Below are 16,085 nucleotides of genomic sequence, written 5' to 3' on the forward strand. Positions count from 1 at the left end.
TTGGCACCCAGAGCGAGGACGGCAGCCGCTTCGTCGAGCGCATCCTCACGGCCGTGATGAGCCTCAGGAAGCAGGAGCGCAACGTGCTCGACGCTCTCACTGCGTCCCTTGAAGCCCATCTCCACGGCACTCCCGCACCATCGCTGCTGCCCGGGACCTGATTCACGCTCGCGGTCGCCAGACCCCGTGAACGCTTACGCCGCAGCCTGGGGCTGCCATGCTCGCCTCCACCGCTCACGCTTGGAGGAACCGCCGTTACCCGGCCGCCATGCCAATACCGCGGTCATGTCCCTGGACACCGGTGCCGCGTCCCGTCGACGCGAAAGACATACCCCTCTCGCGAGCATCAGCGAAGGCGGGCGCCTGTACATGTTTGGAGGCCACAGCGGCCGTCCTCCCACTGGAAGGCGGGATGATGAGTGACGGATTGCGGAGGTCTGGTTCACTCAGCGACGGGTCCCGTGAGCATGGCACGCCCATCCAGGGCGGCATGGGGTCGCGGCTGAAGAACATGATTCGGCGGAAAGCGCGCGACGATGAAGTGTCACGCGCTCTCCTGAAGGAAAACGTCAATACCTGGGCGCGTCAGAACCGCGACAGGGCGCTGCCACGTCAACCGCAGAGACCGTCACAGCGGAACTGGTAGAACGTTCCACACCCCGACTGCGTGGTGCACTTGTAGGCCCTGCAGGCCAGACTGCCGCAGTACGGGCTCGCACGGCTGCACTGGCAGAGGGGTGCCAACGCTGGGGGAACAGCCTCGGGAGCCTCGACCGGACCCAGAGTGGCCACGATCGCGACGGCTTCCTCCGCCCCAAAGGCATCCTTGACCTGCTTTTCCATGAGGTCCAGCTGGGCGTGCCCGGCCTGGCTGAACAGCTCTGAAGTCAGGCGCGCGAACACCGATTCCAGCACTGCGGCTTGCTGCGTGGAGAGCTTTGGATGTGCCGCGACATACTGACGGATGTGCTCACGCCAGAGCGAAACCTTCTGGTCAGCCGACAACGCTGCGAAGATGGCCTTTCGATACGCCACCGGATGGCGGCTCACGCCGTCGAGGTCGGTCGGAAGGTGCCCCGCATTGGCGTCGACCCAGTCCTGAACATGCTTCTGGGCCGCCGTGCACGACTCACTGGCGGACGCAGGGAGCGGAAACAGCAGCGTGCCAACACCCAGAATGGCGACACCGAGAAGAAGCAGCATGATTTTTCTTGTCAATGGATACTCCTTGAAATGGCGGACTACTCGTTCAGCGGAGTCCGTGCGACGCGCGGACTCGGCAAGGTCCACTCCTGAAGTTCCAGAACCACCACTGGTAGGTGCAAAACCGCCCATGGAACATCCCCCGTTCATCCATGACTGACATCTCGATGGCCGGGCAGCGACTCCGTTGTCCGGTCCATCGGGGAGTAAGAGGGAACGTTTCAGCCGGCGTCCCAAGAAATCCTTGGGTGCCCCTGAAGCGAATGGAGCGCACCCTGCCTCACAGCTACCCTGCGACTCCGCTCCGTCGATTGACAAACAGCCCTCTCGAATGGAATTGGCGAGGCCAGCTCATCGGCCTGACGGAACGTGGCGCGGCAACATCTCCTCGGACAATTCCGAAGCGCGCTGGGGCGAACGTGGACATCTCAAGATCCGAAAGACGGTTCGCGTTCACTTTTCCGACGGACCAGGACACGGCCTTCGAGGAGCACGTCGGCCACGGGTACCTCTTCCGTGAGCAGCGTGTGCGCCCTGGGCCTATTCCTCTTTGCTCAGACGAAGCGCTTCACGAACTCGAGCGCCACGGCCGCGCCTTCTCGCCAGCCACTGTCGATGATGAGCGAGTGGCCGCGGTTGGGCAGCTCCTGGATCTCCGGCACGCCCTTGTTCCCCTGCTGCTGTTTGAAGGACGCGTTGGCGATGGCCCACGGTGCGGTGCGGAGTGTTCCCCCTTCGAGGAACTCCATCACCCACATAGCGCGCATCAGGCTGTCCGGCTCGGGAGCCGGGCAGGGTTTCGGGCTTCGGGCGGGCCTCGGTGTCCTCCCAAATGTCCACCTTCCGTCGGCCCCTCCTCCCCCAGGACGCAGACGCGCCACGAACTCTCGGACCCGGGTCCCTCTTGAAGCCATCCTCAGACACACTCAAGAAAAAGCAGATAGACTAGAAAATCCCTTCGCATTCTCCTTGGCAGCGTGTACTCAGCGCGCCCCCACGTACCCAAGGACAGCCCCACCGCCATGAGCAAATTCCAATCACTCGCCATCATCGCCGCGCTCGGACTGAGCGCTTGTAGTGAAGAGGATCCCGTCCCTCCTGTTGAGAAAACGCGAGAGGAGCGGGTCAATGAGCACATGGAGTCGCTGCGCACCGACGCCACGGCATTTGGGACCTTCCTGTTCGACATGCCCAAGGGCGGCGATCTGCACAGCCACACCTCCGGCGCCATCACCACGGAGAAGCTGATCCAGTGGGGTGCGGAGGACGGCGCATGCGTGAACACGACGACCTACGTGGCCAGCAACCCGTGCGCGGCCGGAGCGGTGCCCCTGGCCAACACGGAGAGCGACCGCGCCCTCTATGACGCCGTGATGAGCGCCTGGTCCATGGAGGACCACCCGGGACCGCTGCTGGCCGCGCACCAGCACTTCTTCGACGCCTTCGGCAAGTACGGCGCGGTGCAGAACGATTCGCGCAATGACGACAGCTACGCGGACATCATTTCGCGCGCCGGCAGGCACCACCAGGTCTACGTGGAGCTGATGCAAGGCTTTGGCGCGGGCAGGGGCGGCAGCCTCGCCATGCCGCTGTTCACCGCCGGGGATGCCTGGGACAAGGCGACCCTGCTGGCCAAACGTCAGCAGCTCATCGCGCTGCCGGACTTCCAGGGCGCCCTGACGGCGCAGGCCACCAGCATCGCGAACACCCTGAAGGGCACCCGCACGCTGCTCGGCTGTGACACCGCCCAGCCGGACCCCGGCTGCAACGTGGATGTGCGGCTGCTCGTCTCCGCCAACCGCACGGCGGACCGGGCGAACGTCTTCGGCCAGTGGGTGTATGCCTATGAGCTTGCCCAGAAGGTGCCGGAGATCGTCGGCGTCAACCTCGTGTCCCCGGAGGAGAACGCCAACTCCCTCGCGTTCTACCAGGATGAGATGTTCGCCCTGGGCACGCTCGACGACTTCAACGACCAGGAGGTCGGCCGCAAGCTGGTGCACGTCTCCCTGCACGCCGGCGAGCTCATCCCGTCGGTGCTCGCGGCGCAGGACCAGCAGCACATGAACTTCCACATCCGCGAGGCCGTGGAGAAGGCCCATGCGGAGCGCATTGGCCACGGCGCGGACGTGCTGAGCGAGACGGCCGGCGATGGCGCCGAGGACCTGCTGCGCGACATGCACGAAGCGGGCGTCATGGTGGAGATCTGCCTGACCTCCAACCGCGTCCTGCTGGGCATGTCGGGGGAGCAGCACCCGCTCGCCGCGTACCTGAAGAACGGCGTGCCCGTGGCCCTGGCCACCGATGACTCGGGCATCCTGCGCGGGGACATCACCCAGGAGTACGTCGCCGCGGCCTCCGTCCAGGGGCTCGACTACAAGACGCTCAAGAAGATGGCTCGCGCCAGCCTGGAGCATGCCTTCGCGGAGGGCGACAGCCTCTGGGCCCGCCGGGACGACTTCACCGCGACCGTGAACGCCTGCGCCTCCGACAAGCCGGAGCAGACCGCCGTGTCCGACGGTTGCAGCAGCTTCCTCGCCGGCAACAAGCGGGCCGCGTTGCAGTGGAAGCTGGAAGTGCAGCTCGCCACCTTCGAGCGCCGCTTCGCCGAGTAGGCCGCCGCCTTCGCGCCTCCCTCACCGGGGGCGCGAAGGCAGTGGATGCCTGCGGATTCCGAGCACAAGACGCAGAGGGACTCTGTTGAGGGTGGCGGGCTGGAGAGAGGGACGAGGAGCACCACTGACGGGGGCCGTCCAGGCTGTCTGCCAGGCCGGTGGAGAGGCCGCTTGAGCCTCCTTGGGGTACACGCCTGATGGACCTGGCGCGCGTGGATTGGGGCCCCGTTGCTCCCGGGCGGAACCGGGGCCCCTTGGTTCAGTAGCAGAGGTAGTTGTTGTTCCAGCCGTGAGCGGAATCCACGGGCTCGTTCCACGCGATGCAGGTCTTCCCAGCGATGGGGCCTGCGCTGGACCACTGGAAGTTGAGCAGGCTGAGGTTGGGCACGCAGACGTAATTATCGTTCCAGGTGTTGGGGTCGCTGGGCTCGTCCACGAGCGTGCACCGCATGCCGGCGATAGGCCCCGCGTTGCTGAAACGCACGCCTTCGTCCACCTCGGAGCACAGGAAGTTGTCCTTCCAGCCATTCGGGTCGGACGGCTCGTTGACCGAGATGCAGGTGGTACCCGCGATCTTCCCCGCGGGGGAGAACGCGAACCGCTGCGTGTAACACAGGTAGTTGTTGTTCCAGGAGTCGGGGTCGGCGGGCTCATTCCACTGCGTGCAGCGCATCAAGGGGACTGGAAGCAACGAGGACCAGACGAACTGCAGGGGGCTGTAGGTGGGCACGCAGAGGTAGTTGTCATTCCAGCCATCGGGGTCGAGGAGCTCGTTGATCAGGGTGCAGCGCTGGCCCGCGATGGGTCCCGCATAGGACCAGCTCACCCCCTCCTGACCCGCGGTGCAGAGGTAATTGTCATGCCAGCCGTGGGAATCGCCCGGCTCGTTGACCAGGGTGCACGCGGAGGGGAACGCGTAATACTGGAACTGAAACTCAAGGGGAGACACACCATAAACCTGGCGCAAGCCCTGAACGTCCAGGTCGCTCAAGGTCGGCCGGCCCCACGCGGCGCAGTAGTTCATGGTCGAGAGAGGGTCGTACGCGGTGATGACCTCGCCATTGGCTTGCTGAACGATGGTGTTGTCGCAGTAGCCCGGCGTGTTGGGTTGATTGCCCGGAGAGTCCTGCTCGTGCCAGAAGCCCAGGGCGTGGCCGAACTCGTGCAAGGCGACGCCGCGGATGCAATATTCGCGATCATCTCCCGGCAACGATGCGTCATCAACACCGTCGTTGCAGACGTGGCTCCAATTGGCGAAGTTGAAGTTGAGCCACATGCTTGGGTTGCTGTTCGAGCGGCCGACGACGGAGCGCGGGCCGCTCTCATCCACCTGGATGCGGATGGCCTGAGCGGGAGTAAGGATGTCACAGGCGCCCCAGCCCGTGAAACGCACACTGCTGTTCGTGTCCCACTGCGCCTCGACGATCTGCCTCACCCACGTCTTCTCCGAGTTCCAGCCTGCCGTGGTCCAACAAACGGGTACGTCGGTGAAGCCCGCGGCGCTCGTGGGCCAGTAACCGGCGGGATTGCCATAGAGCTCATCCTGCCGTGAATCCACGGCCACGACTTCCTTGTCCGGGAAGGGCCTGGCCGCGGGATCGCAAGCCACGAGGAGCGAGGAGAGCAACCCAAGGACCTGGGTCGCCCCAATGACACGCAAACTGTTTTTCATGAATCCCCCCGGCAAAGTACTTCTCACTGCGAGTCATTCTCTAACACGAAATGAAAGCCAGCCCAAGTGAAGACCGGGTGTCATCCGGCGATAGGAAATTTTGGCTGGAATATTCTACCGCGCCAGACGGAAGGCACGCCGGCACTCCAGCGTTCAAACACCTGCATGGATCCATGACGCAGCGCACCCCGGGCAATGAATAAGCGGTATTTCTTTGAAAGGAATGGGCTCTGGAGGACGCGACACACAACCCGCACATGCACATACGCATACGCATCTGCACAAAGAATGCTCATGCGCATAAGGGGAAATCCATACACATCAGAGAGCGGGTGCGACTGTGAGGGTGGCGGGAGGGTGCAGAGGAGGACCGAGGGCGGGCGGGTGCCACCCAGGCTGTGCGCGGGGCCTCCACACCGAGGGCAGGCGAACACATTCAGTTACCGTACAACCGCGCTCGTCGTGGACGGCCTCACCGGCGCGTCGCTCACCCGGCATGGCGCACGTTCCGTGCGCATTCCGGAGGGACTGCGGCGCCTGGGCAGCTGCCTCGCCACAGCGACGGACGGGGACTGACCGCGAGTTCCGGTGCGGTTCGCGCCAGTCCCGGGACCGGTCCTCCCCCTGGGCTTGCGTGCATAGGAGATGACTATCGATCCATTGGCGCCGGGGCCCTCACGGTGGCGGGAGGCGAGGTCTATATGTGTCCACGTCGAGGTCGCGGTGACGCACCGAGCGCCACCGGACTCCCCCTGGACCCTGGAGCCTTCCATGAATGCCTTCCTGAAGCCGTACCGCATGACCTTCCTCGCGCTGGCCGCCTCCCTGGTGGGATGGGGCTGCGCGTCTTCCTCCAAGAGCACGACGGGTGAGCACATGACGACGACGACGCAATCGCAGAAGGCAGAGGATGTGCACGTGGGCCTGCTGGTGCGCCTGGAGGCAAAGCCGGGCAAGGAAGGCGACGTGCAGAAGTTCCTGGAGGGGGGCCTGCCCCTGGTCCACGAGGAGCCGGCGACGGCGCAGTGGTTCGCGCTGCGCTTCGGTCCGGCCTCGTTCGGCATCTTCGACACCTTCGCCGACGATGCGGGCCGCAAGGCGCACCTGGGCGGCAAGGTGGCCGCGGCGCTGATGGCGCAGGCGCCGGAGCTCCTGGCGACGCCTCCGTCCATCGAGCAGGTGGACCTGCTCGCCGTCAAGGCGCCGGGCACTCCGGATGTGACCGACCAGAAGGCGCTGGTCGTCATCCTGGAGGCGAAGCCGGGCAAGGAAGGCGACGTGCGGAAGTTCCTGGAAGGCGGGCTGCCCATCGTGCGCGACGAACCGGCCACCCTGCACTGGTATGCGATTCGCCTGTCGCCGACCACGTTCGGCATCGTGGACACGTTCCCTGACGAGGCGGGCCGCAAGGCGCACCTGGGCGGCAAGGTGGCCGCGGCGCTGATGGCGCAGGCGCCGGAGTTGCTCGCGAAGCCGCCGGTCATCCAGCAGGTGAACGTGCTCGCCGTGAAGCGCTGAACGTCACCGATGCATCCGGGTTCCGGGCGCGGGGCGCACCTCACGGGGTGGGCCTCGCGCCGTCTGCGTTCAGGCGCCCGGACGCGGGCGGCCCGCGCTCTCCAGCAGGGTGCGCCAGAAGAGCTTCGCGACCGGTGGCGCGGTGCGGTCCCCCGAGCGCAGCAGGGACACGGTGCGCTGGAGCGACGGTTCGACGAGGGGCCGCGCGGTGGTGGCGCCCGGCATCAACGAGTGCTCGGGCATGAAGGCGAAGCCTACGCCCGCGGCGACCAGGCTCTGGACCCACTCCTCACGTTCGGTGCGATAGCTGGCGTACAGCGCCACCTTTCGAGACGTGCACAGCTCCCCGACCTGTTCGCGCATCTCGCAGGAGAGCCGGTCGATGTAGGGCTCGTCGGACAACTCCGCCAGCCGCACGGTGTCGTGCGCCGCCAGGCGATGTCCGGGGGGAAGCACGACGAGGTAGCGCTCCTCATAGAGGGGGGTGACGACGCACCAGTCGGGCGTGGGCGCCGCGGCGTGGGTGATGACCAGGTCCACCTCCGCTTCCTCCAGTTGTCGCAGCACCTTGTCGCGCGTGCCGACCTGAAGCTCTACCTCCACTCCGGGCGCCACGGCGCGGAACGCCGCCAGGTAGCCGGACAGCCGCGCGGGACCGATGGTGCACAGCACCCCGATGCGCAGGGGCACCTGCTTCAGGCGGCGGTGGTTCTCCGCGATGAGCGCCACGCTCCGGCTCTCATCGTCGATGCGCTGGAGCCGGGGCAACACCAACCGGCCCAGGGGCGTGAGCTTCGCACCACTCCGGTCTCGCAGGAGCAGTGGCCCACCCAGCTCCACCTCCAGCTTCTTGATGGCGGCGGTCAGCGTGGGCTGCGACACGTGGCAGCGTTCCGCGGCACGCGTGAAGCTGTGCGTCTCCGACACCGCCAGGAAGTACCGGACCTGATGCATCTCCATGCGACGCAGGCTCGCCCGTCGCCGGTGGACAGGCAACCCGCGCGGGCGCTATCCGCCCCGGCCCACGTTGCTCACCGAGGCCGCGTGACACGCGAGCAGGTCCGGGATGTTGCTGTGGACGCTGGTCGCGATCTTGCCGTGGAACTGCTGCCACCGGGTCGGCGGCACATGGAAGATGCGCGGGTCGCCGCCCGTGGACTGGTCGTAGAGGATTCCTCCCACCTCTCCCGCTGGGAAGGGAGGTGCCCCGCCGACGCCGTCGAAGTCCCAGATCTCCCGCAGGTACCGGGACAGGCCGGGGGCCCGCGCCCGGACGTTCCGCATCAGGCCACGGCCAAAGCTGAAGTCGGAGAGCACGACATCCTTCAGCACCACGGGAAAGGGGTCGGTGCGTTGCAGCGCTTCAGCCCTCACCTCCCCCAGGATGTCCAGGACGATGTCCTTCCAGTTCGGACCGAAGAGGCCCGTGCTCGAGTACGACGCATTGTTGAAGAAGGGGACGATCGCGATCTGGTCGGAGCCGGCGATGGCGAACTGGGCCCCCATCATCTGCGCGTAGCGGAACAGGCGCGGCCACGGTCCCGCGCGCGTCGGGTAGTCCCGGTCCGTCATCCCGGCGGTCCCCGGGCTGGGGTGACAGAAGATGTTCACGGAGTCGAAGGATTGGATTCCCTTGCGGAAGCTCACGCCAAACCAGTTCGGCGCCTCGGCACCCTCGATCTCAAAGGACATGACGTGCACCGCGAACTTCTTGAACAGGAATTCAAGAGGCGTGCTCGCGTGACTGCCGCCCACGCTCAACGGATTCACCACGTGCCGTGCGTCCTCGATGAGGCCGGTCCCGCCATGCTTGACGTCCCCCGTCGTGAGCGCGGGAAACGGCTTGGAGATCAGCTTGTACTTCCCCATGGTGGAAGACCCCAGGTCATGCCCAGTACGTCTCAGGAGCTTGAGATCCGCCTGAGCCGGAACACAACCATCGCCTACGGCCTCGATGCGAGACTCAATCCCGGTCTTCGCCTTCAAGTGACAATCGGTTCGGCGCGCCTCGGGGCCCTCACACAGGAATGAGCGTCCTCACGACGTGCTGCACATACTCAGCCCGGGCACGGCTCGTGCCGAGCGCCTCCGGGCTGGCGATGGAAAGGTGCAGGAGGCCCACGTAGGTGGAGTACGCCTGGAGCGCCCACCGACGGGCGGCGCGCGCCGACAGCCCCAACGCCACGTACAGCTTCGTGACGTAGTCGATGCGCCGCTGCGACACCCTCGCGAGCACGGGCTGGATGCGCGGGTCCACCGAAGCGCCAGCGACCAGGGCGACCTCGATTCTTCCGTGCGCGCCCTGTTCGAAGGCCAGCTCCAGCAGTTGGCGCAACCGCTCCCTGGGGTCTGGCAACGCCCCCAGGCGTTGAATGACTCTCGTGGTCGCCAGCTCCTCCCACCGTGAGAGCGCGGCCTGGAGCACGTCCGCCCGGTCCTTGTAAGGGCCATGGCGATGACGGGTTACAGCATGCCCGCCTACGCCTACGTGCTGAACAATCCGTTGCGGTTCCTCGATCCGAGCGGTCTCGCACCAGGTGACATCTTTTCAAGCCCAACGGCCGCAGTTGAGGACACCCATGCGTGGATGCTGGCCAATGGGTATGACTTCTCCGTCGAATGGGCGGGGCTGGTCTATCGGACAGAGGGCAACCAGTGTTCGAATGGCGGAGATGCCACCACGACGCCACAAGCGTTGGTCAGCACCTATCACTCCCATCCAAACGCCCCATGCACGAGTTCAGCGGGCTGGAGCGCTGATCCAGCGTTCGGAAACGTTCCTTCCGAAGTGGACATGACGCCCATCGCTCGCATTCCGGGCGCCTTGATCACGTCGGACGGTCACGTCGTGTCCTACGTTCCTCGCGTTCCAACTCCACTGAGTCCGCCTACTGCTCGTCGGCAGGTGAGAACATGAAGCCCGAATGGCCTTTGCTGGTGCTGCTGATTCTCCTTTCTTCCTGTGCTGTTAGCCGTGGTCCCAAGATGGCCCCAGCTCATGTTCAAGAGGGAGGGAGCTGCAAGAGTAGCGCCGACTGCGAGGAGGAGCTGGAGTGCATGTTCTGGCCGCTGACAACACCGGAGTCAGCAGGTACGTGTCAGCGGGCGTGCGAAGAGACTTCGGAATGCCCCAGCGGACAGGTGTGCGGCGGGGGATTGCTTACCGATTCGCCGGGATCTTTTTGCACCCCTCCGGGCGTCTCCTAATGGACCAGGAGGCGGCCGGTGGGGGTGGTCAGGCCGATGGACTCCCGGAGGCTGATGACTGCACAGCCGCTGGCGGACAGCTCGTCGAGAAGCACGAGCAGATCCCGAATCGACCGGGCCAGGCGATCGAGGCGTCCCCCGCCCCTTGAGGTCCGCGCCAGTGGCGCGAACCGTGCTCAACCCATCAGCCGGTTCAGGCTCAAATCGAGCTGGCTGTTCACCAGCCCCAGCAAGCTGTCCAGCGCGGCGTCGTCCGGCTTCAGCCGTCCGGCCAGCTCCGCGCGCAGGAGCTTGAGCAGCCGCTCGCGGGACTGGACGACCCGGCGCCCCACGCCGGAGCGGGACTCGCCATACATCGTCGCGAGCCGGTCCATCGTGAAGCCGTGCAGGTGGTGCAGCCTCAGCAGCGTGCGCTCTCGCGGGGGCAGGGCCTCCAGGACCTTGCGGAGCACGTCCACCAGCAGCTCACGCAGGTCCTTGCGCAGCAGCTCGTGCTCCGGGTCCCCCGTGGACAGCAACTGCACGAGCGCCTCGGGTGGCTCGTCGAACAACTCCTGGCGCTCATCCCGGGTCTTGAGCTGGCTGACGATGCGCGCGGTGGAGATGACCACCCAGGCGAGCAGCGCGCCCCGGCCCGAGTACGTGAGGATCCTGGGCGGCTCACCGCCGGAGCCCATCAACAACCGCTCGCGCAAGAGCTGGAGCGCCTCGTCCACCTGGGTGCGCGGCATGGAGGCGAGCCGGGAGGGCACCTGCTGGAGCAGGTGCTGCTCGAAGGCGCGCAGGGCGGCAGGGTGGCCTTCACCACAGGCACACGCGAGGTACAGGTCCGCGGCATGGCACTCGCGCAGCACGGCCAGCGCGCCCGTGTCCGGCAGGTGCAGGGCCAGATGCCGCAAGAAGGACTCCGTCGCGAGCGCCACCGTGGGCCAGGCGTTCCGCGCCACCGTCAGCTGTTCGCGCAGGAGCGCCTCCAGGTCTTCCACTCCGTCCAGCTGCGCGCGTCGCTCCGGAGGCACATGCGTGCGCAGCAGCGCGACCAGGCCGTCTGCTTCCACGGGGCCGTTCATTTGCGTGCCTCCCGCCGCTGCCAGGCGAGGACCTGCTCCAGGTCCTTGCTCGCCTTCACGCCCAGGGCCGCCAGCTTGACGCGGGCCTCCTCCGCCAGGGCGGCGGCGCGCACGGGGTCGGGGTTCGTGTGCTTTTCGCTGAGCGCTCGGGCCAGCAGGAAGGAGGTCCAGCCCGCGAGCATCGCCTCTCCGGTCAGCTGCTGTTGAATCTGGCGTGCGCGCTCCAGCATGGGTTCCGCTTCCTCTGGGGCTTTCTGGGCCAGCAGCGCCTCTCCGATGCAGGAGAAGTCCGCTGCGACCATGAGCGACTGCGGCGACAGCCTCCGCTCGTCAAGCATCAGCGCGTGCTTGCAATGGCCAAGCGCTTCTCGCGCATTCCCTTCTGCCATTGCGACATCGGCCAGGTAATGGTGAACGAACGTCGCGCTGGGACCGTCGGGGCCCTCCTCCTTTTCCAGGATCTTCAGCGCCGCCAGCAGGTCCTTCCGGGCCTCGGCGGTGCGTCCCAGCTTGAGCAGGATGCGCCCACGGGATCTCAGGATGCTCTGGGCACGTGGCGTCTCCGGTCCAAGTGAGCGCCGGATCCGCTCCAGGCCGTCGGTCGCCAGTCGCAAGGCCTCATCGAACCGGCCCGCGTCGTGCGCCACCAGCGCCAGCTCCTCCAGCATCACGGCCACATGGGGATGGTCAGGCCCATGGGTGCGCTCCAGGATGGCACGCCCCCGCTCCAGGCTCCGCCACGCCTCGTCGAGCTCTCCCTTGCCGCGCAGCGCGGTGCCCAGGTTCCCCAGCGAGTTCGCGAGACCCACGTGCTCCGGCAGGTGGGCCGCGTCGGTGATTTTGATGATGCGGCGCCAGAGGGCGATGGCCTCGTCCAGCTGACCCAGCCCCATGTAGGCCCCTGCGAGGCTGTTGAGCGTGGCGGTGAGCTGGGGGTGCGCGGGGCCCAGATGGCGCTCGCGCAACGTCAGGACCTGACGATGCAAGGCCAGCGCCTCCTGGTACCGGTTCTGGCGGGAGTAGATGCGCCCCAGGTTGTGCATGAAATGGGCTGTGCGCAGGTGGTCCTCGCCGTAGGTCTTCCGCGCAAGCTCCAGCCCCTGGGAGATCTCCACCTGCGCCCGGTCCAGCTTTCCCTGCTGGATCAGCGCCGTTCCCAGCCACAGGTACAGGTCCATGGTGACAGCGGGGAAGCGCTCGGGCCCCAACCGCGTCACCGCGGCCCGGGCGTGCTGGATGATCCGCTCCACGTCCGCGGCGCGAGCCTGGAGATCGCCCACGACCCAGACGAGCAGGCTCCACGCGCGCGCCGCCGTCTCGTCATCGTGCCCGGCCTCGGCGGCGAACACGGCCTTGTAGAGGTGGTCCTCCGCTTCCTTCAGCTTTCCGTCCTGCGCGAGCAGGGTGCCATGGGCGAGCAGCACCTCCGCCTCCAGCGGCCGGAAGCCGAGCCCCGTAATCTCCCCGAGGAGCGCCGTCGTCAGCGCGAGTCCCTCGGGGTAGCGGCCCGCTTCGAGCGAGGCCTGCGCCTGCGTGAGCTTGCGCCGGGCGGTGTCCACCCGCGCGGCGAGCGCATCCGGGGGCTGCGGGCGGGCGGAGAGCGCCGACGTGTCCTTGCACCCGGTCAGCCCCTCCAGCGAGGCCGCCAGTTGCTGCGCGTTCTGCACCGTCCGCGCATCCGCCTTCTCCAGCACCTCGGCGACGGCGGCGAACTGCCAGAGCCGGGCATCCAGGCACGTCTCCGTCCGCCAGGCCATGCTCATGTCATCGACGGTCGCGGAGCGGCAGGCCTCGGTGCGCAGCGTGCGCCACTGGGCCGCATGCGCATCCAGCGTGGCGGCCATCGTGTCCCAGGCCTTCGCGGCGAACGGCACGCCCGTGGCGAGGAAGGCCGCGTGGATCCGCTCCCGCCGCGCGGGCCCCCACGCCCCAGCGAGCTTCGCCACCTCCTGCTCGCAGCGCGTCTCGTGCCGGGGCGACAGGCCGTACACGAGCGCCCCCACCAGCAGGGAGGCCAGGACCGCGGTCGCCACCCACACGCGCTCGCGCCGCGACGGCGGGGTGAGCGCCGTCAGCAGCGCCTCCATGGAGGCGAAGCGCTCCTCGGGCCGGGCCCGCAGGCCCCGCAGCACCGCGCGCCGCACCCGGGCCGGCACCTTCACGTCGCGCAGCGGGGGCCGCACGCGGCCCTCCTCCGCGGACCGGGCCATGTCCTCCAGGGTGTCGCCCTCGAAGGGGCGCACGCCGAAGAGGGCCTCGTACAAGGCCACGCAGAAGCTGAATTGATCCGACAGCGCGTCCGCCCGCTGGCCCTTCACCAGCTCCGGCGCCATGTACGCGGGCGTCCCCAGGAGCACGCCCGTGCGGGTGAGAGGGCTCAGCGTGGACGTGGCGGCCTTCGGCTCCACCCGCGCCGCCAGCCCCTGCTCGCGGTTGAGGGGACGGGCCATGCCGAAGTCGGTGACCCACACCCCGCCGTTCTTCCCGACGAGCACGTTCGCCGGCTTGAAGTCGCGGTGCACCAGCCCCGCCGCGTGCGCGGCCCCAAGCCCCCGGCCCGCGTCCTGGAAGACGCGCAGGACGTCCGCCCACGCGCGCGGCGGCTGGAGCCAGTCCCGCAGCGTCGCGCCATCCACCAGCTCCATGGCCAGGAAGACGCAGTCCCCATACGTCCCCACGTCGTACAGCGTGACGACGTGCGGATGGGACAGTCGCGCCAGCGCCTGCGCCTCCAGCAAGAGCCGCCGCTGGAGCTCCTCCACGTGGCGGCCCTCCGGGCGCACCACCTTGAGGGCCACCTGCCGGTCCAGCTCCGGATCATAGGCGGCGTACACCATGCCCATGGCCCCGGCGCCCAACCGCTCCAGCACCACGTAGCGGGAGAGGGTGGCTCCCCGGGCCAGCGGAGGAGGACGCGGCTCCGGTGCCGCGTCCCCGGGGAGGGCGCCGTTGCCCACCGCCAGCACCCACTGACAGTCAGCGCAGCCTTCCAGGTGCACCACGACGCGCGCCCGGGCCTCCTCGGAGAGCCGCCCCTCCAGGAAGTCGCTCAACGTCGTTTCGTCCGGGCACGACATCATCGCGAGGAGAGTCTAACAGGACACCCCGTCATCCCCGTGAAGGTTGTTTTCCCTCCCAGTGCGCCCCCGGCCGGCGGGGGCGCGCGGGCCTTCAGGCGCGCACGCCTCCGGCATAGCGGCCGGTGGACAGCTGCTTGTTGAGGGACGCGGAGCTGGGGGCCTCGCTCAGGCCCGCGGTGCCGCTGGAGGAGAGCGCGACCGCGCCGCCCAGGGCCTTGCCGGAGCCCGTGCCCCAGCCGCCGATGGCGGTAGCGGCATCCTTCGCGCTCCCCTTGAACGAGAAGAGGGGCGTATCGGAGACGTCGCGGGTCGTCGCGGCGAACTCCCCCTTGACGCCGAAGCCCATGAACTTGAGCTCGGGCGCCGCGCTCACGCCCACGCTTTTGTACTCCTGGACGGTCGCCTCCACCTGCGTGGAACCCGCGCTCGCTGCGGCGGCCTTGCGGAACTCGCCGTGGAGCGCGGCGTCGAGCACCTTGGCGTCGAGCTTCTCGCCGGCGTTCGTCTTGAGGACGAACGTGCCCTCCACGCCACCCTTGGCGACGGAGCCCGCGGTCCCTTCCGCCTGCACCTTCACGGTGGCGGTGGTCTCCAGGGAGCGCAGCTGCTGCTTGCCCACGTCGGCCAGCGCTCCCACGGGGTCCTGAACGAGCTTGAGCGGATCCACGTTGCCCGGCATGTCCACCTTCGTCTCGATGGTGAGGGAGCCCTTGAGGCTCCCGGAGAGCTCCTGGCCGAGCACGCTGCCCGTCTGCACACCGCTCTTCGTCTGGCCTCCGGGAAGACCGGCCTCCGCCCCCGCGGTCACGTTCCCGGAGAGCTCTTCCTTGATGACCAGGGAGGGCTTGCGGTTGGCATCGAACTCGATGCGCGCCGAGACCTGGAGCTCCACGCCCGCCTCGGCGAACGCGCCCACGTCCGCGGCCCCCCGGACGCCCACGCCCGCCTCCCCGGCGAGCTTCGCGGCCGCGGCGCCGCGCACCTCGACGGCGGAGACGTGCTTCATGGAGAACTCGAGGTCCTTGGTGGAGGGCGGTCCCAGCAGCGCGCCCCCGGGCGTGGTCGAGCGCACGAGCGTGTCCATGGCCCGCTTCGCCTCCTCGGCCGAGGCGAACTTCATCTCCACCTTCGCGCCGACGCCCGCGGTGGCCTCACCCTCGACCTTGGCCTTCGCGCCCGCGCTCCCGCCAACCATGCCGTACAGGCCGGCGCCCAGCTCGCCGTCGGCGGACACGATGTACTCACCCTTGTCATTGCGCGTGCACTCGAGGTCCGCCTTCCCGTAGGCCTTGCCGGTCTCGATGCTGACGTCGCCTGCCACGTGGAGGGAGTACGTGTCGCCCGGCCCCAGGTTGTCGATGCTCTTCTTGTAGTCGACGGACTCCTTCCACTCCTCGACCTTGCCCTTGAGCGCGTCAACGGCGTTGCCGCCCTCCTCCACGACCTTGTCCTTCACTTCGATGGCGGTGTCCTTCACGTCGCCCGCGAGGTCCTTGCCCTCCTCCACGACCTTGTTCTTCACGTCGACGGCGGTGTCCTTCACGTCGCCCGCCAGGTCCTTGCCCTTGTCGACGGCCTTGTCCCACCAGCCCTTCTTCGGAGCGGCGGCCTTCTTCTCGACGGGCTTCTCCTCGGGGGCGGGCGGAGGAGGCGGCGGAGGCGGCTGGAGCTCGACGGCCGGACGGCCTCCGGACGGGCGCGTCTTCTCGAAGCCGTCCTGGAC

At 67.7% G+C, this 16,085-nt stretch carries 11 protein-coding genes and 1 pseudogene; 2 read left to right on the forward strand and 10 right to left on the reverse strand.

Features of this window, described 5'->3' with window-relative positions:
* Positions 1–612: 612 nt before the first annotated feature.
* On the reverse strand, positions 613–1,203 hold the full coding sequence (locus tag D7X32_RS37055; protein ID WP_120607252.1) for a bacteriocin fulvocin C-related protein: 591 nt from the start codon (positions 1,201–1,203) through the stop codon (positions 613–615).
* Between the two features lie 554 nt (positions 1,204–1,757).
* The gene (locus D7X32_RS37060) at positions 1,758–1,970 is read right to left on the reverse strand and encodes a hypothetical protein (RefSeq protein ID WP_208752666.1); all 213 of its coding nucleotides are present in this window, start codon (positions 1,968–1,970) and stop codon (positions 1,758–1,760) included.
* Positions 1,971–2,339: 369 nt separating this feature from the next.
* On the opposite strand from D7X32_RS37060, the gene D7X32_RS37065 reads away from it, so the two are divergent.
* Positions 2,340–3,815 carry an amidohydrolase family protein gene (locus tag D7X32_RS37065; protein ID WP_244239393.1) on the forward strand — a complete coding sequence of 492 codons (1,476 nt, stop codon included), beginning with the start codon at positions 2,340–2,342 and terminating at the stop codon, positions 3,813–3,815.
* 259 nt (positions 3,816–4,074) lie between these two features.
* Here the strand turns inward: D7X32_RS37065 and D7X32_RS37070 are convergent, their stop codons facing one another.
* Entirely contained in the window at positions 4,075–5,487 is a 1,413-nt protein-coding gene (locus D7X32_RS37070) for a hypothetical protein (protein WP_147450410.1), read from the reverse strand.
* 771 nt (positions 5,488–6,258) lie between these two features.
* On the opposite strand from D7X32_RS37070, the gene D7X32_RS47965 reads away from it, so the two are divergent.
* Positions 6,259–7,005, forward strand: coding sequence for a putative quinol monooxygenase (locus D7X32_RS47965; protein WP_244239394.1), 747 nt, complete (start codon positions 6,259–6,261; stop codon positions 7,003–7,005).
* Positions 7,006–7,074: 69 nt separating this feature from the next.
* Here the strand turns inward: D7X32_RS47965 and D7X32_RS37085 are convergent, their stop codons facing one another.
* The 7 genes and pseudogenes from D7X32_RS37085 to D7X32_RS45720 form a co-directional block, all read right to left on the reverse strand.
* On the reverse strand, positions 7,075–7,965 hold the full coding sequence (locus D7X32_RS37085; RefSeq protein ID WP_120607255.1) for a LysR family transcriptional regulator: 891 nt from the start codon (positions 7,963–7,965) through the stop codon (positions 7,075–7,077).
* Between the two features lie 48 nt (positions 7,966–8,013).
* Positions 8,014–8,874, reverse strand: a complete 861-nt coding sequence (locus D7X32_RS37090) for a hypothetical protein (protein ID WP_120607256.1) — start codon at positions 8,872–8,874, stop codon at positions 8,014–8,016.
* A 148-nt stretch (positions 8,875–9,022) separates the two neighbouring features.
* Positions 9,023–9,430: a TetR/AcrR family transcriptional regulator gene (locus D7X32_RS37095; protein WP_208752669.1), complete on the reverse strand. Its 408-nt coding sequence runs from the start codon at positions 9,428–9,430 to the stop codon at positions 9,023–9,025.
* A gap of 778 nt (positions 9,431–10,208) precedes the next feature.
* Positions 10,209–10,373: a recombinase family protein gene (locus D7X32_RS47910; RefSeq protein WP_120607257.1), complete on the reverse strand. Its 165-nt coding sequence runs from the start codon at positions 10,371–10,373 to the stop codon at positions 10,209–10,211.
* Between the two features lie 15 nt (positions 10,374–10,388).
* Positions 10,389–11,282 carry a sigma factor-like helix-turn-helix DNA-binding protein gene (locus D7X32_RS37105; protein ID WP_120607258.1) on the reverse strand — a complete coding sequence of 298 codons (894 nt, stop codon included), beginning with the start codon at positions 11,280–11,282 and terminating at the stop codon, positions 10,389–10,391.
* Positions 11,279–14,335 (reverse strand): tetratricopeptide repeat protein, encoded by a 3,057-nt coding sequence (locus tag D7X32_RS37110; protein ID WP_341868166.1) that lies wholly within the window; start codon positions 14,333–14,335, stop codon positions 11,279–11,281. Before D7X32_RS37110 ends, D7X32_RS37105 begins: the two co-directional genes overlap by 4 nt.
* A 118-nt stretch (positions 14,336–14,453) precedes the next feature.
* Positions 14,454–16,085: pseudogene (locus tag D7X32_RS45720) on the reverse strand (YtxH domain-containing protein); the annotation flags it as partial.

This window comes from Corallococcus carmarthensis (assembly GCF_003611695.1).
Taxonomy (GTDB): domain Bacteria; phylum Myxococcota; class Myxococcia; order Myxococcales; family Myxococcaceae; genus Corallococcus; species Corallococcus carmarthensis.